The organism is Streptomyces sp. NPDC059785 (assembly GCF_042732375.1).
Classification (GTDB): domain Bacteria; phylum Actinomycetota; class Actinomycetes; order Streptomycetales; family Streptomycetaceae; genus Streptomyces.
On the sequence record NZ_JBHWHV010000013.1, the window covers coordinates 109382 to 135278 of the forward strand.

Annotated in this window: 22 protein-coding genes; 14 read left to right on the forward strand and 8 right to left on the reverse strand. The window is 73.1% G+C overall.

Annotated elements, in window-relative coordinates; all coding sequences use genetic code 11:
• The first annotated feature begins 42 nt into the window (after positions 1 to 42).
• From eccCa to ACFV6E_RS13000, 8 genes are all read left to right on the forward strand, one after another.
• Positions 43 to 4089, forward strand: coding sequence for a type VII secretion protein EccCa (gene eccCa, locus ACFV6E_RS12965; protein WP_385461156.1), 4047 nt, complete (start codon positions 43 to 45; stop codon positions 4087 to 4089).
• Positions 4086 to 5963, forward strand: coding sequence for a DUF6177 family protein (locus ACFV6E_RS12970; RefSeq protein ID WP_385461159.1), 1878 nt, complete (start codon positions 4086 to 4088; stop codon positions 5961 to 5963). The genes eccCa and ACFV6E_RS12970 overlap by 4 nt, the downstream gene beginning before the upstream one ends.
• Before the next feature lie 79 nt (positions 5964 to 6042).
• Complete coding sequence (locus ACFV6E_RS12975) at positions 6043 to 6471, forward strand: WXG100 family type VII secretion target (RefSeq protein WP_385168552.1); 429 nt, start codon at positions 6043 to 6045, stop codon at positions 6469 to 6471.
• 29 nt (positions 6472 to 6500) lie between these two features.
• Positions 6501 to 6812, forward strand: a complete 312-nt coding sequence (locus ACFV6E_RS12980) for a WXG100 family type VII secretion target (RefSeq protein WP_385168550.1) — start codon at positions 6501 to 6503, stop codon at positions 6810 to 6812.
• A complete protein-coding gene (locus tag ACFV6E_RS12985; protein ID WP_385168547.1) occupies positions 6812 to 8491 on the forward strand; it encodes an RNase A-like domain-containing protein in 1680 nt (559 codons plus the stop codon). The genes ACFV6E_RS12980 and ACFV6E_RS12985 overlap by 1 nt, the downstream gene beginning before the upstream one ends.
• Before the next feature lie 41 nt (positions 8492 to 8532).
• Positions 8533 to 9108 carry a hypothetical protein gene (locus ACFV6E_RS12990; RefSeq protein ID WP_385461162.1) on the forward strand — a complete coding sequence of 192 codons (576 nt, stop codon included), beginning with the start codon at positions 8533 to 8535 and terminating at the stop codon, positions 9106 to 9108.
• A gap of 12 nt (positions 9109 to 9120) precedes the next feature.
• Positions 9121 to 9420 carry an RNase A-like domain-containing protein gene (locus tag ACFV6E_RS12995; RefSeq protein ID WP_385168542.1) on the forward strand — a complete coding sequence of 100 codons (300 nt, stop codon included), beginning with the start codon at positions 9121 to 9123 and terminating at the stop codon, positions 9418 to 9420.
• 41 nt (positions 9421 to 9461) lie between these two features.
• Positions 9462 to 10145: a contact-dependent growth inhibition system immunity protein gene (locus ACFV6E_RS13000; protein ID WP_385461165.1), complete on the forward strand. Its 684-nt coding sequence runs from the start codon at positions 9462 to 9464 to the stop codon at positions 10143 to 10145.
• A 70-nt stretch (positions 10146 to 10215) separates the two neighbouring features.
• Here ACFV6E_RS13000 and ACFV6E_RS13005 read toward each other — a convergent pair whose 3' ends face one another.
• Genes ACFV6E_RS13005 through ACFV6E_RS13015 form a run of 3 tightly spaced genes read right to left on the reverse strand, consistent with a single transcriptional unit; the run spans position 10216 to position 13351 of the window.
• Positions 10216 to 11013 carry a sugar phosphate isomerase/epimerase family protein gene (locus tag ACFV6E_RS13005; protein ID WP_385461168.1) on the reverse strand — a complete coding sequence of 266 codons (798 nt, stop codon included), beginning with the start codon at positions 11011 to 11013 and terminating at the stop codon, positions 10216 to 10218.
• 38 nt (positions 11014 to 11051) lie between these two features.
• Entirely contained in the window at positions 11052 to 12203 is a 1152-nt protein-coding gene (locus tag ACFV6E_RS13010; RefSeq protein WP_385168535.1) for a dihydrodipicolinate synthase family protein, read from the reverse strand.
• Positions 12200 to 13351: a Gfo/Idh/MocA family protein gene (locus ACFV6E_RS13015; RefSeq protein ID WP_385168532.1), complete on the reverse strand. Its 1152-nt coding sequence runs from the start codon at positions 13349 to 13351 to the stop codon at positions 12200 to 12202. The genes ACFV6E_RS13010 and ACFV6E_RS13015 overlap by 4 nt, the downstream gene beginning before the upstream one ends.
• Before the next feature lie 209 nt (positions 13352 to 13560).
• Here ACFV6E_RS13015 and ACFV6E_RS13020 point away from each other — a divergent pair, with 209 nt between their 5' ends.
• The gene (locus tag ACFV6E_RS13020) at positions 13561 to 14619 is read left to right on the forward strand and encodes a LacI family DNA-binding transcriptional regulator (RefSeq protein ID WP_385461171.1); all 1059 of its coding nucleotides are present in this window, start codon (positions 13561 to 13563) and stop codon (positions 14617 to 14619) included.
• Between the two features lie 413 nt (positions 14620 to 15032).
• Entirely contained in the window at positions 15033 to 15977 is a 945-nt protein-coding gene (locus ACFV6E_RS13025; RefSeq protein ID WP_385461174.1) for a GNAT family N-acetyltransferase, read from the forward strand.
• Positions 15978 to 16101: 124 nt separating this feature from the next.
• Here the strand turns inward: ACFV6E_RS13025 and ACFV6E_RS13030 are convergent, their stop codons facing one another.
• Positions 16102 to 16311: a hypothetical protein gene (locus ACFV6E_RS13030; RefSeq protein ID WP_385168524.1), complete on the reverse strand. Its 210-nt coding sequence runs from the start codon at positions 16309 to 16311 to the stop codon at positions 16102 to 16104.
• A gap of 202 nt (positions 16312 to 16513) precedes the next feature.
• Between ACFV6E_RS13030 and ACFV6E_RS13035 the strand changes: the two genes are divergently transcribed.
• The 3 genes from ACFV6E_RS13035 to ACFV6E_RS13045 all read left to right on the forward strand — a co-directional run bounded on the left by ACFV6E_RS13035 (position 16514) and on the right by ACFV6E_RS13045 (position 20208).
• Positions 16514 to 17311, forward strand: a complete 798-nt coding sequence (locus tag ACFV6E_RS13035) for a sugar phosphate isomerase/epimerase family protein (RefSeq protein WP_385461177.1) — start codon at positions 16514 to 16516, stop codon at positions 17309 to 17311.
• Between the two features lie 283 nt (positions 17312 to 17594).
• Positions 17595 to 19415 carry a glycoside hydrolase family 3 protein gene (locus tag ACFV6E_RS13040; RefSeq protein WP_385461180.1) on the forward strand — a complete coding sequence of 607 codons (1821 nt, stop codon included), beginning with the start codon at positions 17595 to 17597 and terminating at the stop codon, positions 19413 to 19415.
• Between the two features lie 190 nt (positions 19416 to 19605).
• Positions 19606 to 20208 carry a hypothetical protein gene (locus ACFV6E_RS13045; protein WP_385461183.1) on the forward strand — a complete coding sequence of 201 codons (603 nt, stop codon included), beginning with the start codon at positions 19606 to 19608 and terminating at the stop codon, positions 20206 to 20208.
• Positions 20209 to 20224: 16 nt separating this feature from the next.
• Here the strand turns inward: ACFV6E_RS13045 and ACFV6E_RS13050 are convergent, their stop codons facing one another.
• On the reverse strand, positions 20225 to 22138 hold the full coding sequence (locus ACFV6E_RS13050) for a flavin-containing monooxygenase (protein WP_385461186.1): 1914 nt from the start codon (positions 22136 to 22138) through the stop codon (positions 20225 to 20227).
• A gap of 254 nt (positions 22139 to 22392) precedes the next feature.
• Between ACFV6E_RS13050 and ACFV6E_RS13055 the strand changes: the two genes are divergently transcribed.
• Entirely contained in the window at positions 22393 to 23697 is a 1305-nt protein-coding gene (locus ACFV6E_RS13055; RefSeq protein ID WP_385461189.1) for a LuxR C-terminal-related transcriptional regulator, read from the forward strand.
• Here ACFV6E_RS13055 and ACFV6E_RS13060 read toward each other — a convergent pair.
• The 3 genes from ACFV6E_RS13060 to ACFV6E_RS13070 are packed head-to-tail and all read right to left on the reverse strand — an operon-like array spanning position 23624 to position 25894.
• Complete coding sequence (locus ACFV6E_RS13060) at positions 23624 to 24259, reverse strand: lipocalin-like domain-containing protein (protein WP_385461192.1); 636 nt, start codon at positions 24257 to 24259, stop codon at positions 23624 to 23626. The genes ACFV6E_RS13055 and ACFV6E_RS13060 overlap by 74 nt on opposite strands.
• Entirely contained in the window at positions 24246 to 25031 is a 786-nt protein-coding gene (locus ACFV6E_RS13065; protein ID WP_385461195.1) for a cyclase family protein, read from the reverse strand. The genes ACFV6E_RS13060 and ACFV6E_RS13065 overlap by 14 nt, the downstream gene beginning before the upstream one ends.
• Complete coding sequence (locus tag ACFV6E_RS13070; RefSeq protein WP_385168504.1) at positions 25028 to 25894, reverse strand: aromatase/cyclase; 867 nt, start codon at positions 25892 to 25894, stop codon at positions 25028 to 25030. The genes ACFV6E_RS13065 and ACFV6E_RS13070 overlap by 4 nt, the downstream gene beginning before the upstream one ends.
• Positions 25895 to 25897: the final 3 nt, after the last annotated feature.

Below are 25897 nucleotides of genomic sequence, written 5' to 3' on the forward strand. Positions count from 1 at the left end.
GGCCGGAACACCCGCACCGACCGTACGGAGAGGGGCCCGCCCGTGACCCAGCGTCTGATCCACCGGCCCGCGCGGTCCACCCGCCCGCCGGAGCCCGCCCGGCCGCAGACGGTCGAGCCGCCGCCGAACCTGCCCGAGGGCAAGGCGGGCAACGCGGCGACGGCGCTGCTGCCGATGGCCGGTGTCATGGGCTCGGTCATCATGATGACCGTCATCCGCAACAGCCAGTTCGCGGCGCTCGGCGCGATCGTGCTGGTCTTCGCGCTGCTCGGCGCGGTGGCGCTGTTCCTGTCCCAGCGGGGCAGGGCGCAGCGCACCCGGCGGGCCCAGCGCGAGCGTTACCTGGAGTATCTGGAGGAGCTGCGCGAGGAGTTCGGCGCGGCGGAGCGGGAGCGGCGGCAGCTCGCCCGGGTCCTGAACCCGCCGCCCGAGGCCCTCTACGACCTCGTACGCGATCCCGCGCGGCTGTGGGAGCGGCGGCGGCAGGACGCCGACTTCCTGCGGGTGCGGGTCGGTACGGGGGACGTGCCGGTGCAGGACCTGTCGATCGAGTCGGCGTCCGGCGGGGTGCTGACGCCGCCGGACCCGTTCATGCTCAACGAGGCGCGGGCGCTGCTCGCGCGCTACTCGGTGGCCGCCGACTGCCCGCTGACGGTGCCGCTGGACCGGGCGGGCAACGTGAGCGTCGTCGGCGACCGCGAGGGCGTGCTGCGGGTCGCCCGCGCGCTGCTGATCCAGACCGCCGTGACGCATGCGCCGGACGACGTGGCCCTGGCGCTCGGCGTCCCCGGCGACCGCCTCGATGACTGGGAGTGGGCCAAGTGGTTGCCCCACGTCCTCGATCCGCAGGAGCACGACGGTCCGGTGGCCGCCCGGCGGATCGCGCCGAGCCTGCCGCAGCTCGCCGCGCTGTGCCGGGTCGACCTGGGGCAGCGCGCCTCGTACGCGGCGGAGGTGCGGCGCGGGCTGTCCGGCCGTGACGCGCTGCGGCTGACCGGCCGACTGCTTGTGGTGAGCGACGAGTACGGGGAGACGGCCGCCGAACTGCCGCGCCCGGACTCGGCGGTGGACCTGGCCGACATGGGCGTGACCGTGCTGCACCTCCTCGAACAGCAGGTGCACGAGCCGGACCTGGTCAGCGTCCGGATCCGGGTCGCGGGCGACGTGATCACCGTGGAGGACCTGCGGGACGCCGCCGCGCCGGTGGCCGCCGAGGGCACGTCGGACCTGGTGAGCGCGGCGGGCGCGGAGGGTCTCGCGCGGCTGCTGGCGCCGCTGCGCCTGTCGGCGGAGTCGGCGGCCGAGGGCACGCCGGTGTCGGGCCCGGTCGACTTCCCCGGCCTGCTGGGCATCACGGACCCGGCCGCCCTTGACCTGGCGGACCTGTGGGCGCCGCGCGGCGAGCGCGAGTTCCTGCGCGTACCGATCGGCCTGACCGACCGCCACCAGCCAGTGCTCCTCGACCTGAAGGAGTCGTCCGAGCTGGGCATGGGCCCGCACGGGCTGTGCGTGGGCGCCACCGGTTCCGGCAAGAGCGAGCTGCTGCGCACGCTGGTCCTGGCGCTGACGGCCACCCACTCGCCGGAGGACCTGGCGCTGGTCCTGGTCGACTACAAGGGCGGCGCCACGTTCGCGCCGTTCACCGAACTCCCGCACGTGGCCGGGGTGATCACCAACCTGGAGAACCAGGCCGGGCTGGTCGAGCGCGTCCACACCAGCCTGGCCGGCGAGGTCAAGCGCCGCCAGCGGGTGCTGAAGGAAGCGGGCAACGTCGCCGACATCGGCCACTACGCGGCCCTGCGCGCCACGAAGCGCCCCGACCTCGAACCACTCCCCCACCTCTTCGTCGTCATCGACGAGTTCGGCGAACTGCTGCAAGCCAAACCGGACTTCATCGACCTGTTCCTCTCCATCGGCCGCATCGGCCGGTCCATCGGCGTGCACCTGCTGCTGTCCAGCCAGCGCATCGAGGGCGGCAAGCTGAAGGGCCTGGACACCTACCTGTCGTACCGCCTCGGTCTGCGCACCTTCTCCGCCGACGAGTCGCGCACGGTGCTCGACACCACCGACGCCTTCCACCTGCCGCCGCTGCCGGGCTTCGGCTATCTGAAGGTCGACACGTCCCTGTACGAGCGGTTCAAGGCGGGTTACGTGTCCGGCGCGTACCGGGGTCCCGCGCTCGCCGAGGAGACCGACGACACACCGCTGGCCTGGGCGTACCCGGCCTTCAACACGCTGCACGCGCCGCAGGAGGAGACGCCGCGGGGGCCCGTCGCCACCAAGCGGGAGACGGGGCCCACGGTGCTGTCGGTGATGGTCGGCCAGTTGGCCGGGGCCGCGCCGCCGGTGCGCCGGATCTGGCTGCCGCCGCTGCCGGACGCGATCGCGCTGGACACGGCGGTCGGCCCGGTCCGGGTGACCGAGCGCGGACTGCACCTGGCGTCCGGCAAGGACGGCAAGGGCAGCAAGGAGGACAAGGGCGACAGGGGCGGCAAGGGCGGCGCGATGCGGGTGCCGCTCGGGGTGCTCGACGACCCGACCAGCCAGTGGCAGGGGCAGTGGCTGCTCGACCTGACCGTGGCCGGCGGGCACGCCGCCGTCATCGGCGGCCCGCAGTCCGGCAAGACCACCCTGCTGCGCACCCTCGCCCTGTCCCTGGCGACCAGCCACACCCCCTACGGCGTCGCCGTCTACGGTCTCGACCTGGTCGGCGGCGGGCTGTCCGCGCTGGCCGGGCTGCCGCACGTCGGCGGGGTCGCGGGCCGCGCCGACCACGAACGCGCCGCCCGCACGGTCGCCGAAGTACGCACGATGCTCGCGGAACGCGAGGAGCTGTTCCGCGAGCACGGCATCGACTCGGTGGACCAGCTGCGGCGGCTGCGGGCGGGCGGCGGGCTGCCGGAGCTGGGCGCGACCGACATCGTGCTGCTGGTGGACGGTTTCGGCGCGCTGCGCGACGAGTTCGCCGAGCTGGACGACACGGTCACCGAACTGCTCAAGCGCGGCGGCGGCTACGGCATCCACGTCGTCGCGGGCATGCTGCGTTGGAACGACGTCAGGATCGCCACCCAGTCGATGTTCGGCACCCGGGTCGAACTCCGCCTCAACGACCCGTCGGACTCGTCCGTCGACCGCAAGCTGTCGGAGACGCTCTCCGCCGAGACGCCGGGCCGGGTCCTCACCGACGGGAAGCTGTTCGCACACGTGGCGCTGCCCCGTATCGACGGCTCGGCGGCCACGGAGGATCTCGGGCCCGCCCTGGAGGACGCCGCGCGGACCATCCGCGCGACCTGGCACGGCGAACTGGCGCCGCCGGTCCGCGTGCTGCCCACCCGGCTGCCCGCCGAGCGGCTGCCCTCGGTCGTCGCCGAGCCGCACCGGGTGCCGCTCGGCGTGGACCAGGACGCGCTGGCGCCCGCGCTCCTCGACCTGTTCGGCGGCGACCAGCACCTGCTGGTCCTCGGCGACAACGAGTGCGGCAAGACCAATCTGCTGAAGCTGATCGCGACGCGGCTCATCGAGCGGTACTCCGACGACGAGCTGGTCTTCGGCGTCTTCGACCCGCGCCGGGGCCTGCGCGGGGTGATCCCGGAGCCGTACCGCGGCGGCTACGCGCACAACGCCAAGGTCGCCGCGGGCCTCGCCTCCGGCATCGCGGGCGAGCTGGAGAAGCGGCTGCCGGAGAGCGCCGACCCGGACACGCTCACCGACGGACCGGCCTTCACCGGCCCCCGGATCGTGATCCTGGTCGACGACTACGACATCCTGACCACCGCGGGCCAGCAGCCCCTGGCCCCCTTCCTGCCGTACGTGTCCTCCGGGCAGGACATCGGCCTGCACTTCGTCATCGCGCGCCGGGTGGCCGGCTCCTCCCGCGCCCTGTACGAACCGCTGCTGACCACGGTGCGCGAGACCGGTACGGCGGCCCTGCTGATGGCGGGCGACCGCACCGAGGGCCAGCTCTTCCCCGGCCTGTACGCCTCCGCGCAGCCCCCGGGCCGGGGCACGCTGGTCCGCCGGGGCCGCCGCCACCAGCTCGTCCAGACCGCCCTGTGCGGGACCGACACCGAGGAGACCCCGCACCCGTGACCAAGGACGTCATCGCCCTCACCCCGAAGATGCCCGACACCTGGACCCTGCTGGCCGGCCTGTACGCGGGCGGGCCCGAACTGGGCGTGACCGCGGCGGCGGACGGCGCGGTCGTCCAGCTCCTCGCTCCCAGCGGGCGCCCGCTGGTCTCGGTCGAGGCGCCGGTCCTGGTCCAGGTACCGGGCGAGGCCCGGCGGCTCCTGGGCCCGGTGGGCGACCGCGTGCCGGTGCCGTTCTGGTGGACGGAGGCGCGCGCCTCGACGGCGGTCCCGGAGGCGGAGCGGCTGGCCGGTTCGGTGTGCGGCCGGCTCAACGCGCTGCTGGGCGGCGTCACGTGGCCGCCCGGGGCGGCGACGACGGAGGTGGTGGACACGTCGGCGGTACCGGGCCCCGCGCCGGACCCGAGTACCGAGGAGCCCGCCCCTGCACCGGAAGCGGACCCCGAGAAGTCGGCCCCCGCGCCCGAAGCGGACCCCGAGGGAACCGCGCCGGAGGCCGTGCCCGGCGGCGGAACTCCCGCGGGCGGGCGGCCGGGCGAACCTGGCGCCGCGACCACCACCGACGACCGGCCGGCCGCCGCCGCCCCCACGGACGCACAACCGGGCGAACCGACCACCACGACCACCACCGACCACCGGCCGGCCGCCGCCGCCCCCACGGACGCACAACCGGGCGAACCGACCACCACGACCACCACCGACCACCGGCCGGCCGCCGCCGCCCCCACGGACGCACAACCGGGCGAACCGACCACCACGACCACCACCGACCACCGGCCGGCTGCCGCCGCCTCCACAGGCGGTCGGCCAGGCACCGGGAACACCGCCCCATCCGTATCCGCTCCGTCCTCCGCCACCCCGTCCTCCGCCGGTCTGCCCGCCGTCGACGTGCTCACCGGCAGTACCGCCGTCGTCCTGATCGACCGGCCCGTGGTCGCCCTGACCTCCTGGCTGTCGGACGTGCTGCGTGCGGTGTCCGGGTCCCGGCGTGCCCTCCAGATCGTCACCCCGCCGCACGTACGGCTCAGCCCCGCCGCCCGTGCCACGCTGGCCCAGGCTCCCAACCGCTGGATCGTGCAGGACCCGGAGTGCGGTTACTACGACGGCCTGTCCGGCGCCGTACTGCGCTGGCAGGACGGCACGTTCACGCCCGCGCTCACGGCGGAGGGGAAGTCGGCCGTGGCGAAGGCGTTCGCCCCGGCCGGACCGACCGCCGAACGCCAACTGCTCGTCGCCCTGCGCACCCTGCGCCCGGCCGACGAGCACCTGGTGCTCGGGGGCGCGCTGGAGACGGCGTGGCGGGTGCTGACCGGGGACGCCCCGGCCGGCTGGGGCACCGCCGAGCCGGTCAACCTGCCGTGGTCGCCGCGCCAGCTCACCGACCTCGCCCGCGGCCGGGCCCCCGAGCCCACCCATCTGCTCGCCGTGGGCGGCCCGGACCGCCCCGCGTTCGGCAGTGTCCGCGTGACCCGCACGGCGGCCGGCGTGCAGGAGGAGATGCACCTGGCCCTGGGGCACGGCGCGCACGAGACGCTGCCGCTGGACGCGGTACGGGAGCTGGCCGGGACGCTGGTGAGCGACCACGCGCTGGCGACCATGCTCGTCTCGGTACGGCACGCCCGCCGCGATCTGACGGCTCCCCCGCACCTGGAGGCGCTGCCGGTCCCGTACGCCCTGACGCTCGGCCCGCGGGACGTCGGTGAGATCGGCCTCGACCACGCCCGCCGCCCGCCCGTGGCCCTCCGCCCCGCCACCCTGGGCCCCGCGTCCCGCCCGGCCCTGCACTACCCGCTGGGCGAGCCGGACGACACGCGGAACTACGACCGCCTGCGCGACCTCACGGCCCACCTCAAGTCGTCCCCGGCGACCGGCTGACCGCCTCGATTAGGATGTTTTTGCGATCAAGGGACGTACCGGAGGGGACACCCGGGACAGCACACACGGGGAGCGGCACATGGGAGTTTCCGGAGCGCGGCCGGGCGGCGGCGAGCAGGCGGACCTGCGGGCCTCGGCCGAGGACCTGACGAAGCTCGCGGACGACCTCGACGACATGCAGGACCACCTGGACAGCCAGGTCAGACGCATGGACGCGATCGTGGACCGGATCGAGGCGGGCTGGCGCGGCCCGGCGGCCACGGCGTACCGCGAGTTCCACCGGGCGGCGGCCGCGGACGCCGTACGCATCCGTGACGTGATGAAGCACCTGGAGCAGGCCGTGCGGCTGAGCCGGGACGGGTTCACCGAGCAGGAACTCGACGTCCTGGCGCGGATGCGGCAGATCCGGGTGGACGTGGACAGCGAGGTGGACCGGCTGTCCACCCCGAATCCCGACGCGGCGCCGGCGGCCGGCAGCCCGCCCCGCAGCAGCCTCGACACCTTCTGACCGCCACCGGACCACACCCAGGGGGAACCATGTCGAGCGGCCCCGCCGACGACCACATCACCGTCTCCTTCTCCGGCCTGCGCGACCTCGCGGCCGAGCTGGAGGACATCCTCAAGAAGCTGAACGGGCGCCTGGACGACCTGTACGACCGTGCCGTACCGGTCGTGCTGTCCTGGGAGGGCGAGGCCCGCGAGGTCTTCGTCGACAAGCTCGACGAGTGGGACCACTCGGCCCAGGACCTCCAGGCGGCCCAGAAGTGGCTGCACGAGATCGTGACCACCGGCCAGATCAACTACGCCAGTGCGCACCGGGCCGTGCTGCGCGGCTGGGGAGCCGCCTGATGAGCGGCGGCCAGAGCGGCACGATCGACGTCACGCCGTCGGTGCTGTACGGGGTCTCCTCGGGCGTCGCCGACCAGCAGGGCGTCCTGGACCGGGGCATCAAGTCCTTCCTGGACGAACTGGCGCGCTACCCGGACGGCGGCGGCAGGGGCACGGCCGTCGCGGGCTTCACCGCGGCCTACAAGGACATCAGCGAGCGGTTCCTGGAGGTGTGGGCCAGGTCGGTGGTCGGCGTGGGCGGCGCCGCGGTCGGCTTCACGGTCACCGGGAACAACTACGCGGCGGCCGACCACGCCACCAACCCGTCCGCGGGCGCCCAGCCGCAGCGGCAGCCGGAACCGGTCGTCATCGACACGGCGCCTTCCTACGGTCCCGTCACGGACTTCAAGTGGGGCGACTTCGACGACGGCCAGGACTTCGTGCAGAAGGCGCTCGAGGGCGTGGAGGCCGTGGTGCTGACCGTGCTGCGCCCGCTGCTCGAGGACGCCTGCCGCTGGGGCAAGGCGGCCGAGATCCTGCCGCTGCCCAACCACCACCGGGTCCAGTCGGTCTCCGAGGCCTGGCGGATGCCGCAGCTCACGCTGTCGACCGCCGACGGCATGCTGACGGGTCTGCTCGGCTCCATCACCGACCAGACCGACAACGAGTGGTACAGCGCCATGCGCACCTTTTGCAGCACGCTCTGGGGCACCTCCGCCTGGGGCAAGGAGCGGGAGGGCTACAACTGGAAGAACGACTCGGCCGCCGGCAGGGGCTCCAACCACCCGGTCTTCGCGGTGCTGTTCGACACCTGCGAGACGATGGTCGACGCCGTCCACCACTTCGCCAAGGCGGCCGAGGACGTCCGCGAGGACCTGCACCGCATCTACCGCAAGGCGGTCATCGACACCCTCCCGCAGATCGACCTGAGCGACGGCGTCGATCTCAAGGACGTGAAGAGCCTCGGCAAGGGCCTGCTGAAAATAGGCAAGGGCCTGCTCGGCGACCTCGCGGAGGGCGTGGTCCTCAATCTCGACGAGGACGCGATGAACGACGCGGTCACGGCGTACAACAACCGGATCGACCGCCAGACGCGCCGGATAAAGAATCTGCGGGACGCCCTGGACGAGGCGCACAAGAGCGCGCCCTCCTACAAGGCGGAGGAGGCCCGCGCCGAGGCGTTCGGCGCCCGCGCGCTGACGGAATTCAAGGGCGATCCGCTCTACACCGTGCCGGGCGACGACGAGTCCCAGCACAAATACCCGGTGGACCTCGCCAATCAGGAGGGCCTGGCCGGCGCTCACGTCATCGACAAACACGTGGGAAAGACCGACGAACAGCTCGCACAGCGGCTGCGGGACCAGGCACGGACCTATCCGGACGGCGTCACGCGGCCGATCGCGGTGTCCACCTTCACCAACGCCGCGGACGCGCAGCGGTACACCCAGGCCGTCCTCGACGACCCGGACAACCAGGAGAAGATCAGGAGATGGCTGAACAACAATCCGACCCAGCCCAACCAGACGCGGAACATCGGCCTCGACTTCAACGGGCAGACCGTCGGCCGCTCCTGGTCCCGGGGCGACTCCCAGGCCCACGACTCCGATAAAGTGCTGGTCACCCTCCGGCCCAGACCGGGCGGCACTCCGCCGTACGTCGTTCTCACGGCCATGCCCAGCGACACAGTTCCGCAGAATTGACACGCCGTACCGCATTCCCAGCGACGAGAAGAAGGAAGTCCGTGGAGAAGCAGGAGCCCGCGGTCGACGCCGCCGGCTGGAAATCCGCCGTACTCGACCTCTTCGGCGGCGGCTGGACCTTCGTACGGACGGGGCCGCGGAATGACGACGACTGGCGCCGTGACGTACGGGCGGTCATGGCGCTGAAGACCGACGACCCGAGGCGCTGGCTCTCCCTCGACTACGCGCCGGAAGTCGGCGAGAACCGCAGCGGCACGGGTTCCTCGTTCATGCCGTGGAGCCCGGAACAACTCGACGCGTCGCTGCACCCGGTCAATTCCGGACCGGCGACCCAGCTCCTCGTCGCCCTCAAGGGCGAGCACTACCAGGCCGCCTCGATCCCGGACTTCGAAAGCCACCGGACCTCTCTCTTCGAAAGCGCCGCACGGATCGTGTCCCGTTTCGGCCCCGGCGCCTCCTTCTTCACGAACGCCTCGGACGCGCAGGGAAATCCGGACGCCGACCTGCTGAACCCCGACACCCAGTGGGAATGCCTCTCCGTCTACACCACCGACTGCGGTCTGGTCGCCGTGTCCGACACCGAAGTCGGCGTTTTCTGGGCTTTCTGGGAAGACTGAGAGGAATTCACGGTGCGCACCCGTTCCGCCACCTATCCCGACCGCGAGACCGCCCAGTGGGCCACCCAGCACGTGGTCACCGCCAACGAGCAGGTGATCCACCGCTGGCTCGCCCAGGGCACCCGCGCCCGTCTCACCATCGAGGCGTCCTGGCCGTCCCGGTCCGACCCGGTCGGCCGCGTGCTGCTCCAGGCGATGATGCTGGCCGGGCGCGACCCCGTCGACGTACGGGCGGCCCGGGTGGTCCTGAAGCGGGACGCCGGCCGCCCCCACGGCTTCACCGTGCACGCCACGTTCCCCGTCTACCTGTAGACCCGTTCGCCATCCGCAGACTTCCGTAGAGGCTGAGCACCGTGCCCCTGAGCCCCCTCGACCACGACCGCCGCTACGGCGAGCTGGACCAGGTGATCCGCGCCTACGCCGGACAGCCGGCCGACGACACCCCGGACGAGCCGAGCCGGGCCCTGACCGCCTACCTGCGGCACACCTGGCACACCCGCCCCTGGGCCCTGGCGGCGGCCGAGCGGCAGCTGCGCGAGTACGCCGAGCACCCGCCGGGCCGCCTCCGGCTCCGCCTCGGCGAGTTCTACCCGGTCCCGGACGTCGGCCTGCCCGAGGACGGGATCCAGCAGTGGCTGCACCGCCTCGCCGACCACATCCGGCACAGCGTCGAGGCGGGCGAGGTCCCGCCACCCGCGGCGCCCGCCACCCACTGGGAGTGGCACGCCCGCTTCCCCGAGCTCGGCCAGTTCCTCGGCGGCTGGTTCTCCCAGGACATGCCGGACGAGTTCGAGGACCACGACGCCGCCGTGGCCGACTACGTCTCGGGCACGGACCCCCACCTCGTCGCCCGCCTCACCGGCGAACTGCACGAGCTGCTCGCCCTCGGCCTGGACGAGCCCGGCACCGCCCTGGCCCTGGCCGAACTGGGCATGGAGGTCGACCCGCCGGCCCCCTACGCCCCGACCGGCTGGCTCACCCACCTCGCCGACCGCCTCACCGTCCCCCGCGCCCAGTACGGCCCGGACCCGACGTGACCGTCGGTGTCGCACGGCGGGCGGTCGGCCGCGCGCCCCGTGGCCGCGCGGCGGGCCGCCCGCCGTCGCTCTACCCCGCGTGCTCCGCGAACCGCTCCGCCGTCTGCCTCAGCAGCTCCAGCCCGTCCCGGGCCCACAGGTCGTCGTTGAAGAGCTCGACCTCGATGAAGCCGGTGTAGCCCGCCGCCTCCACGTACGACTTCCACTCGCGCATGTCCACCGCGCCGTCACCGATCTGCCCGCGCCCGTTGAGGACGCCCGCGGGCAGCGGGGTGATCCAGTCGGCGAGCTGGAAGGTGTGGATGCGCCCCGAGGCGCCCGCGCGGGCGATCCCCGCGGGCGCGTGGTCGTCCCACCAGATGTGGTACGTGTCCACGGTCACGCCCACCTGCTCCGCCGGGAAGCGCTCCGCGATGTCCAGGGCCTGGGCGAGGGTGGACACCACGCAGCGGTCGGAGGCGAACATCGGGTGCAGCGGCTCGATCGCCAGGCGCACCCCGTGCGAGGCCGCGTAGGGCCCCAGCTCGGCCAGCGCGTCCGCGATCCGCTCCCGCGCCCCGTAAAGATCCTTGGACCCCTCCGGCAGCCCCCCGGAGACCAGCACCAGAGTGTCCGTCCCGAGCACCGCGGCCTCGTCGACCGCCTGCCGGTTGTCGTCCAGCGCCCGCCTGCGCTCGCCGGAATCGACGGCCGTGAGGAACCCGCCCCGGCACAGCGTGGTGACCGTGAGCCCGGCACCGCTCACCAGCTTGGCCGCCGCCTCGACCCCGTAGCCCTGAACGGGTTCGCGCCACAGCCCGACACCGGAGATCCCCAACTCAAGGCACCCTCGCACGAGTTCGGGCAGCGAAAGCTGCTTGACGGTCATCTGATTGATAGAAAACCGCGAAAGACCTACCGTCTGACTCACTGAACCACTCCGTACAGGGACAGCAGATTCTTCATGCGCTCCTCCGCGAGTGCCGGGTCCGGGAAGAGACCCAGCCCGTCCGCGAGTTCGTAGGCCCGTGCCAGATGGGGCAGCGAGCGCGCCGATTGCAGGCCGCCCACCATCGTGAAGTGGGCCTGGTGCCCCGCGAGCCAGGCCAGGAACACGACACCGGTCTTGTAGAACCGGGTCGGCGCCTGGAAGAGGTGCCGGGACAGCTCCACCGTCGGGTCGAGCAGTTCCCGGAACCCCTTCACATCGCCCGTGTCGAGCACCCGTACCGCCTCCGCGGCCAGCGGTCCCAGGGGGTCGAAGATGCCGAGCAGGGCGTGGCTGAACCCCCGCTCGTCCCCGGCGATCAGCTCGGGATAGTTGAAGTCGTCGCCCGTGTAGCAGCGCACGCCGCGCGGCAGCCGGCGCCGCAGCTCGACCTCGCGCCGGGCGTCGAGCAGCGAGACCTTGATCCCGTCGACCTTGTCGGGGTGCGCCGCGATGACTTCGAGGAACGTCTCCGTGGCGACGTCGAGGTCGGCGGACCCCCAGTAGCCCTCCAGGGCCGGGTCGAACATCGGGCCGAGCCAGTGCAGGATGACCGGCTCGGCGGCCTGCCGCAGCAGATGCCCGTACACGTCGAGGTAGTCCTCGGCACTGGTGGCGGCGGCGCACAGCGCCCGGGACGCCATGACGATGGCCCGCGCGCCCGTCCCCTCCACGAGCGCGAGCTGCTCCTCGTAGGCGCCCCGGACCTCGGCCACCGCCCCCGCGGCAAGCTGATCGGCCCCGACCCCACAAGCAATGAGCCCGCCCACGGACCGGGCTTCGGCCGCGGACCGGCGAATGAGCTCGGCCGCACCACCCCAGTCGAGCCCCATCCCCCGCTGAGCGGTGTCCATCGCCTCGGCGACCCCGAGCCCGTGCGCCCACAGATGGCGGCGGAAGGCGAGGGTGGCGTCCCAGTCGACGGCGGCGGGCGAGTCGGGCGTGGTGTCCGCGTACGGATCGGCGACGACGTGCGCGGCGGAGAAGACGGTACGGGAGCGGAACGGCGCCCCGGCGGAGAGCCGCAGCGGTTCGGCACGCGGCACGTAGGACCGCAGCTCACCCCCCGCACCCGGCAGCAGCAGCGTCACAGCGAGATCTCCGGTACGTCGAGCCGACGGCCTTCCGCCGAGGACTTCAGCCCCAGCTCGGCAAGTTGCACCCCACGGGCCCCGGCCAGCAGATCCCAGCGATAGGGAGCATCGGCGTAGACGTGCCGCAGGAAAAGCTCCCACTGGGCCTTGAACCCGTTGTCGAACTCGTCGTTGTCCGGTACTTCCTGCCACTGCTCCCGGAACGAATAGGAAGCCGGAATATCGGGGTTCCACACAGGCTTCGGCGTAGCGCTCCGATGCTGCACCCGGCAGTTCCGCAGCCCCGCGACGGCCGACCCCTCGGTGCCGTCGACCTGGAACTCGACCAGCTCGTCCCGGTTGACGCGCACGGCCCAGGAGGAGTTGATCTGCGCGACGGCACCGCCCTCCAGCTCGAAGACCCCGTACGCGGCGTCGTCGGCGGTGGCGCTGTAGGGCTTGCCCTGCTCGTCCCAGCGCTGCTCGATGTGGGTGGCGGCGAGCGCCTGCACGGAGGTGACCCGCCCGAACAGCTCGTGGAGCACGTACTCCCAGTGCGGGAACATGTCGACGACGATGCCGCCGCCGTCCTCGGCACGGTAGTTCCACGACGGCCGCTGGGCGTCCTGCCAGTCCCCCTCGAAGACCCAGTACCCGAACTCCCCCCGCACGGAAAGAACCCGCCCGAAGAACCCCCCGTCGAGCAGCCGCTTGAGCTTGCGCAACCCAGGCAGGAACAACTTGTCCTGCACCACCCCGTGCTTGACCCCTTTTCTGTCCGCCAGCCGGGCGAGCTCAAGAGCCCCGTCGAGCCCCGTGGCGGTGGGCTTCTCGGTGTAGATGTGCTTCCCGGCGGCGATCGCCGCCTTGATGGCCTCTTCCCGGGCCGAGGTGACCTGAGCGTCGAAGTAGATGTCGATGTCCCCATCGCCGAGCACCGCGTCCACATCCGTCGACCAGTGCTCCAGCCCGTGCCGCTCGGCGAGCGCCCGCAGGGCGTGCTCGCGCCGCCCGACGAGCACCGGCTCGGGCCACAGCACGGTCCCGTCGCCGAGGTCGAGCCCGCCCTGCTCCCGCAGCGCGAGTATCGACCGGACGAGGTGCTGGCGGTAGCCCATGCGTCCCGTCACGCCGTTCATGGCGATACGCACCGTCTTGCGTGTCACGTCATTCCCTCCGTACGCACCGGCGCCTTGCGTACGCTCACAGGCAAGCGTGACAGCAAGCGCTTTCTATACGGTGAGAAGCTAGCCTCTGTGCAGGGGATCGGACAAGACCGCGTGGACGGGTAGATGTTCGACGGGACGGACAAGAGGTACGGTCGCGCGGCAAAGGACCCGACCACCGACGAACGCGCGACCGGAGGAACAACGAAATGACGGTGACCCTGGCGGACGTGGCGGCCCGCGCCCAGGTCTCCCCCGCGACCGTGTCGCGTGTACTGAACGGCAACTACCCGGTGGCGGCGTCCACCAGGGAACGGGTGCTTCGAGCGGTGGACGAGCTCGACTACGTCCTGAACGGCCCCGCCAGCTCCCTGGCCGCCGCCACCTCCGACCTGGTCGGCATCCTGGTCAACGACATAGCCGACCCGTTCTTCGGCATCATGGCGAGCGCGATCCAGTCCGAGATCGGCTCCACGGGACCGTCCCTGCCCGGCGGCGGACGCGCGGGCGGCGAGCGGCTGGCCGTCGTCTGCAACACGGGCGGCTCCCCGGACCGCGAGCTGACCTACCTCACCCTCCTCCAGCGCCAGCGCGCCGCCGCGGTGATCCTGACGGGCGGCGCGGTGGAGAACGCCACGCACGTCGCCGCGGTCGACACCAAGCTCCGCAAACTGGCCGAGGCGGGCACCCGCGTCGTACTGTGCGGCCGCCCGCCGGCCCCCGAGGCGGTCGCGCTCACCTTCGACAACCGGGGCGGCGGCCGCCGCCTGACCGAGCACCTGATCGGCCTCGGCCACCGCCGCATGGGCTACATCGCGGGCCCCGAGGAACGTACGACGACCCGCCACCGCCTGGAGGGCCACCAGGACGCGCTGGCCGCGCACGGCATCGCGGACGACCCCCGCCGCACGGTCCACGGCCGCTACGACCGCCGCGCCGGCTACGAGGCGACCCTCGAACTCCTGCGCCGCGACCCGTCGCTGACCGCGATCGTCGCCGCCAACGACACGGTGGCCCTCGGCGCGTGCGCCGCCCTGCGGGACTCCGGCCTGCGCATCCCGCAGGACGTCTCCGTGGCGGGCTTCGACGACCTGCCCTTCAGCATCGACGTGGTCCCGTCCCTCACGACGGTCCGCCTCCCCCTCGCCGAGGCGGGCGCCCGGGCGGGCCGCATCGCCATGAGCCGAGAGGACCCCCCGCCCGGCGGCATCGCCGCGGTGAGCGGCGAACTGATGGTCAGAGGCTCAACGGCAGGGCCGAAGGCGTAAAGCCCGCAGCCGCCGAAGCACGGGAGGACCCACACCCACCGCAGTACGCACAACCCGCAGCCGACGATGCACGGGCAGGCCCACACCCACCGCACCACACACAACCCGCAGCCGACGATGCACGGGAGGGCCCGTGCCGGTACATCAGATGGCCGTCGCGCGCGGGCGCGTGGGCAAGGGCACCCATGCGAGAAACCCGGGCAGCCCGTGCGGGACGGCCGGATGTACCGGCGCGGGCCCGCACCCCCCACCGGCCGGGAAGCGGAACGGCCCGCACCCCCCACCGGCCGGGAAGCGGAACGGCCCGCACCCCCCACCGGCCGGGAAGCGGGACGGCCCGCACCCTGGACGCCCGCCGGGACCGCCCCGTACGCTCAAAACCTCTGACTGAGTCAAGCATCCGGGGATCGGCCATGACCGTTCAGGACATCCGCAGCTTCAACCGCTTCTACACGAACGTGATCGGCGCCCTGGACTACGGCCGCCACCTCTACGCCCCGTACACGCTGACGGAGTCCCGCGTGTTGTACGAGCTGGCCCACACCCCCCGAGCCGACATCGCGGACCTCCGCACCGAACTCACCCTCGACGCAGGCTACTTGAGCCGCATCCTCACCCGCTTCGAACGGGACGGCCTGATCGAGCGGAGCACCTCGCAGCGCGACCCCCGCCGCCGCACCATCACCCTCACCCCGGCCGGCCGGGAAGCCGCCGCACTGCTGGAGGAACGCTCACAGTCGAGCATCGGCGCCCTGCTGTCCACGGTCCCGCCCGCCGACCGTCCCCGCCTGACGGAGGCGATGCACACGATCCGCACCCTCCTGGCGGACCACCGCCCCGCCTCTCCCCGCACGGACAAGACGGACAAGCACGTCACCCTGCGCGACCCGCTCCCCGGCGACCTGGGCTGGATCGTGCAGCGCAACGCGGCGCTCTACGCGGCCGAGTACGGCTGGAACGCGGACTACGAGGGCCTGGTGGCCCGGATCGTCGCGGACTTCGCGGAGGACCACGACCCGCACCTGGAGCGGGTGTGGATCGCCGAGCTGGACGGCAGGCCGGTGGGGGCGGTGATGTGCGTACGGGACGAGGCCCCGGGCGCGGCCAGGCTGCGCCTGCTCCTGGTGGAACCGGACGCACGCGGCGCTGGCATAGGCGACCGCCTGGTCCAGGCGTGCGTCGACTTCGCCCGGGGGGTCGGCTACCGGGACCTGGTCCTGTGGACGAACGACGTCCTCACCGCGGCCCGCCGCATCTACCAGCGCAAGGGCTTCGTCCTGCTGGCCGAGAAACCGCACCGCTCGTTCGGCGCCGACCTGGTGGGCCAGGACTGGCGTTTGTCCCTGCACGGCGAATAGGGAGACCACCCACCACCAACCACCCACCACCCACCACCCACCACCCACCACCCACCACTAACCACCCACCACCCACCACCCACCACCCACCACTAACCACCCACCACCCACCACCCACGACCCGTCACTCCCACACGTACCCGTCCCCGAACAACAGCGTGTGCTCAAGCACGTCCTCCAGCGGATCATCGATCTGCCCGGTGTTGACGACCCCGAACGTGGGCCCGTTGTCCGACCCACGGTGATACTCGTCGGCGACAGCGGACCCGGCACCGCACACCACACCCACAACCGCGCAGGCGACAAGGACGACAAGGACGACAGAACTACGCACGAAAACCCTCCGAAACCGCGATCAACACCTCAGCCCCCTCAATGGCCGCGCGCCGCACGGCGATACGGCGGACGCCGAAACCTCACCCGATCCGGTAAGCACACCGCCATGACGCCCCGGCGTCCGGGTAGGGGATGCTCGGTCCCAGACCCCAGCTCCCCCGGCCGGGCCCCGAGCCCGGGCTCCTAGTGAGGTGCGTTTCGTGAAACTGGCCTTCTCCACCCTCGGCGTCCCCGGCCTCCCGGTACCGGACGTCATCCGGCTCGCCACGACCCACGGGTACCACGGTGTGGAACTGCGCGCGCACCCCGAGGAACCCGTGCACACGGGCACCGGACACGGCGAACGGGCGGAGGTGGCGGCCCAGTTCGACCTGGCGGGCATCGAGGTCGCGGGCATCGCCGGATACGCGAGGGTAGCCGCGCCCGGCGACGACGCACCGGTACTGGCGGAGATCCGCGACCTCGTGGACCTGGCCCGCGATTTGGGCGCGCCCTTCGTCCGGGTGTTCCCCGGCGGCAGCGAGCAGCCCCGCGAGGAGGCGGACGCGACGGCGGCCCGCCGCCTCGGCACGGCGGCGGAGTACGCGGCCGACCTCGGCGTACGGGTCCTGCTGGAGACGCACGACTCGCACCGCACGGGCGGCGACGCGATCCGGGTCCTGGGCCCGGTCGGCCACCGCAGCGCGGGCGCGCTGTGGGACGTCATGCACACGTGGCTGGGCGGCGAGCAGCCCGCGGAGACGTACGCGGCGCTCTCCCCGCACCTGGGCTACGTACAGGTGAAGGACATCGCGTCGCCCGAGGACACCACGCCGCTCCCGCTCGGCGCGGGCGTGCTGCCGCTGACGGAGTGCGTGGACCTGCTCTCGCGGGAGGGCTGGGACGGCTGGCTGTGCTGGGAGTACGAGAAGCGCTGGTACGAGTCGGCGGCCCCGCTGGAGTCCCTGCTGGGTCCGGGCCGCGAACACCTGGCGCGGCTGCTGAACGAGTCGGCGTAAAAGCGGGCCCCCCGAACGGGGAACCCCCGTCGCCGCGTGTTCGTCAAACCCGCAAGCTGCCGGATGAGTCTCCGCAGTGCGGTGTCGGCCTCGCTGCTGGCTGCGATCGCTGACCACCCTCTCCGCCGCCTGCGGCCGGCAGCACGCCGTCACCGGCGCGCCCCCCTCCAACTGCGCCGGTGACGGCCCCTCGCCGGGTTACTGTGCACACCCTTGACCGGAGGAAACTTCATGGTTATTCGTGACTGGTCGGAAGTTTCCTTCATGAGGGAAGGAACGTCACATGCGCGACCCCGGCACGAGAAGCACCTCGGGACCGACGAGACGTTCCGCGCTGACCGCAACCGCAGGCATCACCGCCGCCCTGGCCACAGGAACGACCGCGCACGCCGCCTCCGCCGACACAACACTCCGCGCCCTCGTCGCCCGCATGACCCTGGCGGAGAAGGTCGGCCAGCTCTTCGTGTCGCGGGTCTTCGGCCACTCGGCCACCGCGCCCGACCCGGCCGACATCGAGTCCAACCGCAGGGAGCTCGGCGTCAGCACGGCGGCCGAGCTGATCGAGCGTTACCACGTCGGCGGCGTCATCTACTTCACCTGGGCGCACAACACCCGTGACCCGTACCGGATCGCGGAGCTGTCGAACGGCATCCAGCGGGCCTCGCTCGCCCGCCCCCGGGGTCTGCCGGTGCTGATCTCCACCGACCAGGAGCACGGGGCAGTGGCCAGGATCGGCCGGCCCGCGACGCAGCTCCCGGGCGCGATGGCGCTGGGCGCGGGCGGCTCGCGCGAGGACGCCCGTACGGCGGCCCGTATCGCCGGGGCCGAACTGCGCGCGATGGGCATCCGCCAGGACTACGCCCCGGACGCCGACGTGAACGTGAACCCGGCGAACCCGGTGATCGGCGTACGGTCCTTCGGGGCCGACCCGGAGGCGGTGGCCGGGATGGTGACGGCGCAGGTCAGGGGCTATCAGGGGGCGGGCGTCGCGGCGACGGCCAAGCACTTCCCCGGGCACGGCGACACGGCGGTGGACAGCCACTACGGCTTCCCGGTGATCGAGCACACGAAGCCGCAGTGGACGGAGCTGGACGCCCCGCCGTTCCGGGCGGCCGTCCGGGCGGGCATCGACTCGGTCATGACCGCGCACATCATGGTCCCGGCGCTCGACCCGTCCGGCGACCCGGCCACCCTCTCGCACCCGATCCTGACCGGCGTCCTGCGCGGCGAACTCGGCTACGACGGCGTCGTGGTGACGGACTCGCTGGCCATGGAGGGCGTCCGTACCAAGTACGGGGACGACCGCGTCGCCGTGCTCGCCCTGAAGGCGGGCGTCGACCAGCTTCTCAACCCGCCGTCGATCGAGGTCGCCTGGAACGCGGTGCTCGCGGCCGTCCGGGGCGGCGAGCTGGCCGAGGAACGGCTCGACGCGTCGGTCCTGCGGGTGCTGCGCCTGAAGCGGAAGCTCGGCCTGTTCGGCGACCCGTACGCGTCGCGCGGCGGGGTCGACCGGACGGTGGGCACGCGGGCGCACCTGGAGCGGGCCGCCCGGATCGCGGAGCGCACCACGACCCTGCTGGTCAACGAGCGGCGCCTGCTGCCGCTGTCGCGCCGTACCCACCGTGACGTGCTCGTCGTGGGCGCCGACCCGGCCTCGCCGTCGGGCACGGACGGACCGCCCACCGCCGTGCTGGCGGGCGCCCTCACCGGGCTCGGCTTCTCGGCGACGGCCCTGTCCACGGGCACGGCACCGGCGGGGGAGACGGTCGACCGGGCGGTGGCGGCGGCCGGGGGCCGGGACGCGGTGGTGGTGGCCACGTACAACGTGACGGCGGCGGGCACGCAGAAGACGCTGGTGGAGCGGCTGGCGGCGACCGGCGTACCGGTGATCGCCGTCGCCATACGCAATCCGTACGACGTGGCCCACCTGCCGGGCGCCACCGCGTGTCTGGCGGCGTACTCCTGGACGGACGTCGAACTGCGGGCGGCGGCGCGGGTGATCGCGGGCGCGGCGGCTCCCCGGGGGAAGCTGCCGGTGCCGGTGCAGCGGGCGGACGACCCGGCGCGGGTGCTGTATCCGGTCGGGTACGGCCTGACGTACTGAGCGTACGCAGTTGCACCGCCCGTACCGCCCCCATGGTGCGCAAAGCGCTCCCGCACGACTGGCGTGGCCCGCCACGGGCCGGTCACGCTGGCCGGGGACGTCCTCGGGGGGAACGATGCGAGCCGTACTGCGTGCCGTGCCATGTGTACCGCCTCTGACCGGCTGTGCACTGGTCCTGACGGTCGTGACGATGCTGACCGGTTGCCAGCGGCTGACCGACGCACCGGACAACCCCTCGACGGCCCCGAGGCAAGGCGGCGTCGCAGGGACCCACGCCTCCGGCCCCTCCCCCCACCCTTACGGATCCGCGTTCCTCGGCGTCGACGAGTGCAGCTCCTTCGGCAGGAGAGGCACGGCGGATGTCACCGAGGTGCCGTGCACCAGCGAGCGGGCCGCGGCGCGGGTCGTGGCGCGGCACGACGGCGGCGCGGCGGACGGCCCGCCGTGCCCCGCGACCACGGACTTCGTCCTGCACATCAGCGAGGCGCGGCCCGCCGCCGACGAGGACGGCGACGGCACCGTCCCGCAGGGCTACGCCTGTATGCGGGCGCTCGAAGGCCCGCACCCCGGCGACCCGGGCGGCGGCGGGGGCCCGCACACCATCGTCGGCGACTGCGTCTACGGCGCGGGCGGCGGTCAGGTCCGCGAGACGGCGTGCGACGGCGGGGGCGCCAGGCAGCCGGAGTACGAGGTGACGGAGGCGGTCACCGACCGGCGGCGGTGCCCGGCGGAGACGGTGCTGTACGTCCGGCTGGGCGGCAGCCACCCGGTGGGCTGCGCCCGCCCCCTGTGAGTACGGGCGGGTGCCCTCAGCCGAGAAGCAGGTCGTCCGGATCGGCGTGCCGGGTGCGCTCCCAGTACTCGGCGGCGGAGAACGGCCAGTTGGTGGCGGACCGGGTGCCGTCCGTGTACCAGCCGCCGGCCCGGGACCAGACCCAGGCCCGGTCGGCGCTCGCCGCGTCGACCCACGCGTTGTACGCGTCGTGCACGTCCTCGCGCACCTGCACGGTGTCCGCGCCGCGGGCCAGCAGCAGCCGGATCGCGTCCAGGACGTAGGCGGTGGCGCACTCGGAGAAGTACACGATGCTGCCGCCCTGCCCGACGAGGTTGGTGTTGGGCCCGTACAGGCAGAACAGGTTGGGGAAGTGCGGGACGCTGATGCCCAGGTGGGCGCGGGGCGCGCCGGCCCAGTGCTCGTGCAGGTCGAGGCCGTGCTCGCCGGTCACCTTCATCGGGGTGAGGAACCGGGACGCCTGGAACCCGGTGGCGTACACGATGGCGTCGACGGCGAACTCCTCGCCGCCCGCGACCAGTCCGTCCGGTGTCTCGCGGTCGACGGGCGCGGTGACCAGGCGTACGTCGTCCCGTTTCAGGGTGGCGAGCCAGGTGCCGTCGTCCCGCAGCACCCGCTTGGCGCCGACGGGGTAGCGGGGGACGACGGCCTCGCGCAGCGCGGGCGCGTCGGTGAGCTGGGCCTCCATGGCGGCGAGCAGGGAGGCCCGCAGCCGCTCGTTGAGGGCGGAGACGGCGCGTTCGGTGGGCGGGTGGCCGTGGTCGACGATCCAGCCGTCGAGGATGCCGCGCAGGCCGGGCGCGAAGAGCCAGAACCGGTACCACTGGGCGTAGTACGGGAGGTGGGTCAGCAGCCACTCGGCGGACTCGGGCATCGGCTCGTGGTAGTGCGGGGTGGGGCGCAGCCAGGGCGGGTTGCGCTGGAAGACGACGACCTCGGCGGCGGTACCGGCGAGTTCGGGCACGAGCTGGAAGGCGCTCGCGCCGGTGCCGACGACGGCGACCCGCTTGCCCGCGAGGTCCACGGAGTGGTCCCAGGCCGCGGAGTGGAAGGCCGGGCCGGTGAAGGAGCCGATCCCCTCGACGGCGGGCAGCAGTGGCCGGTTGAGCTGGCCGACGGCGCTGATCACGGCGCGGTGGGTGGCCGCCCCGGCTCCCCCGGGGCCGCGCAGCGCGAGGTGCCAGCGCCGCCCGGTGTCGTCCCAGCGCAGTGCGGTGACCTCGGTGGCGAACCGGATGCGGTCGGCGACCCCGGACTCCTTGGCGAAGTCCCGCAGGTAGTCGAGGACGGTCTCGCGCCGGCAGAAGTGGTCGGGCCAGTCGGCGCGCGGGGCGAAGGAGTAGTTGTAGAGGTGGCTGGCGACGTCGGTGCGGCAGCCGGGGTAGGTGTTCTCGAACCAGGTCCCGCCGACGCCGGGGTTCTTCTCGTACACCACCACCGGGACGCCGGCCTGCGCGAGCCGGTGGGCGGCGAGCAGTCCGCTGAACCCGGCGCCGATGACGGCCACGTCGAAGTCCGCGTCCGGACGCAGCTCGTCGAGCGTCCAGCCGGGTGCCTTGGGGTCGTCCTCCGGCAGCGCGATCTCCTCGGCGAGCAGCGGCAGCAGGTCGCCGGTGTCGGAACCCATGGCCCAGGTGGTGATGGCGCGCAGCAGCTCCGGGGCGGGCGGCGCGGCGGGCGCGCCCCGGTCCCGCCAGCGGGCCAGCGCGACCAGGGCGAGCCGGCGGGCCTCGTGCTGCTGTACGGGGGTCAGCCCGCCCTGCGGAGCGAACAGCCAGCCGGGGGCGCGCAGTTCGTCGCGGAGCACGGAGGTGTCGCCGGTCAGGTGGGCGACGGTCATCAGCAGGGCGGGGAGCTCGGCACCGGCCAGCCGCCGGCCCAGGGTGTCGTTGTCGTCGGGTATCGGCCGCAGCGGCCTGGTGAACGCCATGGGCATCGCCTTCGGGGAATCGGGGGCGCGGATGGAACGCACCGAACAAATCGAACGCAGTACTGCACTGACCGAACGCACCGTCCCGCGGACCGCTGGGACGCGACTTGGGACACCACTTGGGACACCACTGGGGACGCCACTGGGGACACGGTGGGGACACGGTGGGGACACGGTGGGACTGCTCGTCCGGCTAGCCGGAACCGGCCGGAAGGCCAGTGAGGGCGGGACCAGACCCCCGTACCATGACAGTCATGGCATATCGGGACCGGTGGGACCCGCAGCGTGCTCTCGCGGTGGCGGCGGCGCTGATGCGGGCACCCCTGAAACAGGTGTTGTCCACCCTGTCCGAGGCGCTGGGCGGCCTGCTGGCGCACGACGCGCTGGTCATGCTGACCGGCGACTGCCCCAAGTCGGCCACCTGGAGCCACGGCGACAGAGCCCTGACCGAGGCGGTCACCGCCGCGGAGCTGGCGGCGCTCGCCGCCCGTGTCGAGGTCGGCACCCCGTGGTTCGACCGCGCCCGGCTGGCCGGGACCCGGCGCCCGGTGCTCGCCGTGACATCCGCGCCGCCCGGTTCGGCGGGCGCGCTGCTGGCCGTCCTACCAACCGCTGGCTTCCGGCCGAAGCCCGAAGTGCCGTACGTGGTACAGCGGTTGTGGGATCTGGCGACGCTGCGGATCGTCGCCCTGTGGCCCACCGCCGCGCCCGTCGACCAGACGGCGCCGTGGCTGGCGAGCAGCGAGCGCAACCGGGTGGTCACCGACCTGACGGACGCCCACGCGGCGACGCTCACCGCGCTCCTCGGCGTCCTGCGCGACCGCGACCTGGACGACGGGGCGGCCCGGCGTACCGCGCTCGACCTGTCGGTGTCCTCGCTGACCGAGCTGCGCTCGGCCGCCGAGGGCGACGGGCTGCCCGGCGAGGAGACCGCCCGGGAGGCGTTCGGCCGGCTCACCGACATGCTGGGACTGCTCTCCCGGTACGGCGACGTGGAGCTGGAGTTCTCCGGGCCCGCGCCCGAGGCCGCGGAGCGGCTGATCCCGTCGGTGATCGCGCAGACCGCGCGGACCGCGGCCCGCGGCACCGCCCTGGCCATGCTGGAACAGGGCGGCGTCGGCCGGATCCGGGTGAGCTGGCACGTCGGGGACGGCGAACTGCGCACGGTGGTACGGGACGACGGCCCGGGCACGCTGGCCGGGGACGCGCTCGCGGTGCACCGGCTCACCGACCGGGCGGCGGCCGTCAGCGGCGGGCTCCAGGTCGACGCGGTGCCCGGCTGGGGCACGATCGTCACCCTGCGGCTGCCGCTGACCGCGCCGGAGCGGGGGCGCGGCGACCCGCTCGGCGCGCTCAACCGGCGCGAGCTGGACGTGCTGGAGCAACTGGTACGGGGGCAGCGCAACCGGATGATCGCCGAGCGGCTGCGGATCAGCGAGCACACGGTGAAGTTCCACGTGGCGAAGATCCTGCGGAAGCTGGGCGTCAACTCGCGGGGCGAGGCGGCGGCGCTGGCGCTGGCGGCGGGCTTTCCCGCGTCCCTGGCGCTGACGTCGTAGGCGCCGGCGGGTGGAGGCCGCGGGCGGTGTCCCTGCGCCACACCAGGACCCGGTGGTGTTCGGTGCCCGCGATGACGGTGCGGGCGTGCAGCGTGAGCAGCCCGTCCGTGAGCGTCGCCTCGCGCACCTGCTCGGTGCCGACCCAGTCGGCGCGCGGTGTCACCTCGATCCGGTGCACGACCCGGGAGCTGCCCTCCAGCCGCCAGGTCCCGGCGTAGCCCATGTACGCGACGGGGTCCGGGGCGTCGTATGCGGCGGGAGCGGGGCCGTCGTTCGCGGCGGGCCCGGCACCCGCATGCGGTCTGCCGCCGCGCATCATGTGCACCGCGACGTGCCCGTCCCCGGTGTAGACGAGCCGCCCTTCGGGCCGGGGACCGAGGGGGCCGTCGCCGGGCGGGCCGTCGCCGTACGGGCCGTCGCCGGGCGGGCCTTCGCCGGGCGGGCCTTCGCCGTACGGGCCTTCGCCGGGCGGGCCGTCGTCGGGCGGGCCCGCCGCGTCCGGTTCCTCGGATTCCTCGAACGCGACGAGCCGCCAGACGCCGACCAGATCACCCGGCCGCACCGCTCCCCTCCCCTGCCACCGATTCCTTGTCCAGGAGGGCGACGACCCGGGTCCAGCCGGCGCCGGCGCCCGCGACGGCCACCGGGAAGCAGACGACGGTGAAGCCCGTGGCGGCGGGCAGCGCGCCCAGGTTGGCGAGCTTCTCCAGTTGCAGGTACTCGCGGGTGCGGCCGTACACGTGGGCGGGCCACAGGGCGCCGCGGTCGCCGGTCCTGCGGTACTCCTCGATCATCGACTGCATGGGCCGGTCGAGGCCCCAGGCGTCGATGCCGATGATCCGTACGCCCGACTCCACCAGGAAGCGGGTGCCGTCACCGGTCAGCCCCGGGTACTTCGCCAAGTACTCGGCGGAGCCCCACAACGCGTCGGCGCCCGTCCACAGCAGGACGAGGTCGCCGGGGCGCAGATGGTGCCCGGCGCGGTCGAGCGCGGCGCGCAGGTCGTCGACGGTGATGCCGTCGCCGGGCGGCACGTGCCGCAGGTCGAGGCGGACGCCGGGTCCGACGCACCACTCCAGCGGCACCTGGTCGATGCTCTTGGCGGGCCGGCCGCCGCTGAGCGGGCCGTAGTGCAGCGGCGCGTCCATGTGCGTACCGGTGTGGGTGGTCAGCGTCACCGTCTCGTTGGAGATGGCCATCCCGTCCGGGAAGTCCTGCGGCGTCAGACCGAGCACGGTGGCTCCGGTGCGGTGGTCCAGGAGGTCCACGGTGACGGGGGTGGCCTCGCTCGGCGTGTGCCGGGTGACCACGCTCAGGTCGACGAGGCGCGTCACGCGGCGGAGCTCTCGCCCGCGAGGCGTTCCGCCTCCTCCTTCACGGCCCCGAGGTCGGCCACGCTGTTGCGCTCGACGGCCGCCTTGATCATGGCGTCGGCCTCGTCGTAGGTGAACTTCCCGGCCACCAGGCCCTCGACGGCGTCGCGCGGCTCGAAGTCGTGCGTCAGCACGAGCTGGGTGGTGGACTCGTCGATCGGCAGGGCCCGCCACTCGCCGCCCATGTAGCCCATCATCGGGGCGTTCTCCAGCTGGCGGTACGCGATGACCCGGCGGTCGGTGTCGATGTCCCGGCGGGAGATCCACGACTGGGCCTCGCCGTTGACGTCGACGGTGAGCCGGGCGATCTGGTGCTTGGGCGACTCCTCCAGCATCCGGACCTCCTCGGTGGGCGGGAAGATGCGGGCGTAGCCCTCGACGTCGACGAGGACGTCCCAGACGGTGGCGGCGGGCGCGTCGACGGTGACCGTGTGTTCGGTGTGGTGCATGGGGCTCTCCTTCTGTGCCGGGGTGTGCTGCGGTGCCGGCCCGGTGGGCGCGGCGATGCCGAGCAGTTCGTCGTGGTTGGCGTAGGCGGCGTCGTACGTGATGCGGGAGCGCCAGCCGTCGATGAAGGCGTGCACGCGCGGGAGTTCGGAGAAGCGGCGGAGCGTGTCGAGGTCGCGGCAGGCGAACTGGGCGACGGCGTTCGCGGTGGTCCCGCGCGCGTGGTCGTCCACCGGGAGCCGGTGGTGCGGGCCGTGCCCGAAGTGCGTGACGAGCCCCGAGCCGAGCGCGATCTCCTCCAACTCCTCGAAGAAACTGTTGCGTTGGCTGTCGTCCACCGAGTCCGCGAACCGGTAGACGAGGGTGTGGATGATCACGGG